Here is a 2,417-nt window from a genome sequence, read left to right on the forward strand (position 1 = left end):
GCTCCCCGACCCCACCGACGAGGTCGTGGAGCTCTGCCGTGACCTGTTGCGCATCGACACCACCAACACGGGGGACAACGCCACCAGCATGGGCGAGCGCCGCGCGGCCGAGTACGTCGCGCAGCGCCTCGCCGAGGTGGGCGTCGATGCCGAGATCCACGAGTCGGCGCCGGGGCGTGCCAACGTGGTGGCCCGCATCGCCGGCACCGACCCGGGCCGCGACGCCCTGCTGGTGCACGGTCACCTCGACGTGGTCCCCGCCGACGCCGACGAGTGGTCGGTGCACCCGTTCTCCGGCGAGATCCGCGACGGTTACCTGTGGGGCCGGGGCGCGATCGACATGAAGGACTTCGACGCGATGGTGCTGGCCGTGGTGCGGCACTGGCAGCGCACCGGGGTCCGCCCGTCGCGGGACATCGTGCTCGCCTACACCGCCGACGAGGAGGCGGGCAGCGACTACGGCGCGCACTTCCTGGCACGCCGGCACCGGGACCTCTTCGACGGCTGCACCGAGGCCGTCGGCGAGGTGGGGGGCTTCTCCTACTCGGTCAACGAGGCCACCCGGCTCTACCTCATCGAGACCGCCGAGAAGGGCATCGACTGGCTGCGGCTGCACGCCAAGGGCCGCCCCGGGCACGGCTCGTTCATCCACGACGACAACGCGGTCACCGCGCTGGCCGAGGCGGTGGCCCGGATCGGGCGGCACCGCTTCCCGGTGACCGTCACCGCCACCGTCCGGGCCTTCCTCACGGAGGTCTCCGAGGTCCTCGGCGTGGAACTGGACCCGGACGACCCGGAGACCGCGATCGCGAAACTGGGTCCGATCGCCAACATCATCGGGGCGACGATCCGCAGCACCGCGAACCCGACCCGCCTCGCCGCCGGCTACAAGGACAACGTCATCCCCGGCCGGGCCACCGCCACCATCGACTGCCGCAGCCTGCCCGGGCAGTCGGAGCTGCTGGAGCAGCAGCTGCGCGAGCTGGTCGGCCCGGACATCGACATCGAGTACATCCAGCGCCAACCGGCCCTGGAGACCACTTTCGACGGCGACCTGGTGGCGGCGATGTCGGCGGCACTGCGCGCCGAGGACCCGGGTGCCCGGCCGGTGCCGTACATGCTCTCCGGCGGCACGGACGCGAAGGCCTTCTCGCAGCTCGGCATCCGCTGCTTCGGGTTCGCCCCGCTGCGCCTGCCGCCCGACCTCAACTTCTCCGCCCTGTTCCACGGCATCGACGAGCGGGTACCGGTGGACGGACTACAGTTCGGCGTGCGGGTTCTGGACCGGTTCCTGCGCGCCTGCTGACCCGTCCGGTGTCGCAGCCTGCCCCATTGGCGAAGGGATCACCTCATGACCGACCAGCACGGTGAGCTGGACGCCGCACTCGAGCGCGTGATCGACGCCGCTCGGGCCCACCTGGCGGCCGTGCGCGCCGCCCAGGGCCGCATCGACGACGACGACGTCTGGCAGGCGTACGTGGCGTTGAACAACGCGTCGTACGCCTACGACGAGCAGCTGCTCGACGCGTTCGGCGAGGTCACACCCTGGGACGTGGAGGCGATCGACCCGGACGAGGCCGACGAGCGGTTCGGTGGCGTCGAGGGCGTCGAGGCCACCGACCCGCACCCGCAGGTGATCTCGGTGCGGCAGCGCCGCGACTACCGGGTGCCGAGCGTCTCGGCGCTGATCCGGGTCGCCGAGGCGGCCCGCCGCGAGGGCACCCCGGAATCCGACGAGCCGGCGCCGGTCGAGGGGGTCGGCGAGGCGGTGCTGGAGCTGCTGCAGAGCGGCGACGGTTCGCTGAGCGCCCTGGACGTGCCCGAGCTGGAGCCGCTCGACGGGGTGGTGATGGTCAGCGAGGTCGGCACCCCGGTCGACCTGGAGTCGTTCGACGACGACGACCCGGTGGGCCCGTTCCAGCCGGCCGCCGACGACCGCCTGGTGGGGCGGCTCGACGAGCATCCTTACCTGGACGAGGACGACCACGACCACGCCGGGCACGCCCACTAGTCGGGCACCCACGCCAGGGTGGGGTGGCGAACTCAGTACGACAGGCCCGGTTGCGGCTGGGCGACCCGGCGACGGCGCAGCACGACCTGCCGCGTCCCGTCCCGGAACAGTCGCACCCGGGCCAACTCCCATCCGGAGAACTCCGCCTGGATCGCCAACTGCGCCGCGGCGGTCACCCGATCGACGTTCGGCGGCAACCTCAGCGGCGCGTATTCGTAGTCCATGTGCCCTATGCTGCCCAGCCCTGGGCCTGTCCGCCACCCTTCCCGCGCCACCGGTCGGACCACCCCCGGCGTACCGGGTCCGACGCGGCGCGCGTCGGGCAGGGCGTACGCCCGAGCAGGGTGGGGCCGGTCGGCCCCGGCGCGGGCGTCCGTTGCCCCGGGCCCGGCTTCCGAGGGGTGGC

General features: G+C 72.8%; 3 protein-coding genes. 2 read left to right on the forward strand and 1 reads right to left on the reverse strand.

Translation table 11 applies throughout. The features are described 5' to 3' along the window. Positions 1 to 1,306 (forward strand): M20/M25/M40 family metallo-hydrolase (locus tag E1182_RS30180; RefSeq protein WP_243706505.1); only part of this gene is annotated, 1,306 nt, incomplete at its 5' end. 45 nt (positions 1,307 to 1,351) lie between these two features. After that, positions 1,352 to 2,011: a hypothetical protein gene (locus E1182_RS30185; RefSeq protein WP_132271134.1), complete on the forward strand. Its 660-nt coding sequence runs from the start codon at positions 1,352 to 1,354 to the stop codon at positions 2,009 to 2,011. Positions 2,012 to 2,043: 32 nt separating this feature from the next. Here E1182_RS30185 and E1182_RS30190 read toward each other — a convergent pair whose 3' ends face one another. Continuing rightward, on the reverse strand, positions 2,044 to 2,235 hold the full coding sequence (locus E1182_RS30190; RefSeq protein ID WP_132271135.1) for a DUF5703 family protein: 192 nt from the start codon (positions 2,233 to 2,235) through the stop codon (positions 2,044 to 2,046). Between the last annotated feature and the right edge of the window lie 182 nt (positions 2,236 to 2,417).

It is taken from the genome of Micromonospora sp. KC721 (assembly GCF_004348355.1).
Lineage (GTDB): Bacteria > Actinomycetota > Actinomycetes > Mycobacteriales > Micromonosporaceae > Micromonospora.

What these genes read in the sequence shown, in the direction of transcription:
- E1182_RS30185 (WP_132271134.1), top strand. Translation starts at nt 1,352, where the DNA reads ATGACCGACCAGCACGGTGAGCTGGACGCCGCACTCGAGCGCGTGATC.
- E1182_RS30190 (WP_132271135.1), bottom strand. Translation starts at nt 2,235, where the DNA reads ATGGACTACGAATACGCGCCGCTGAGGTTGCCGCCGAACGTCGATCGG.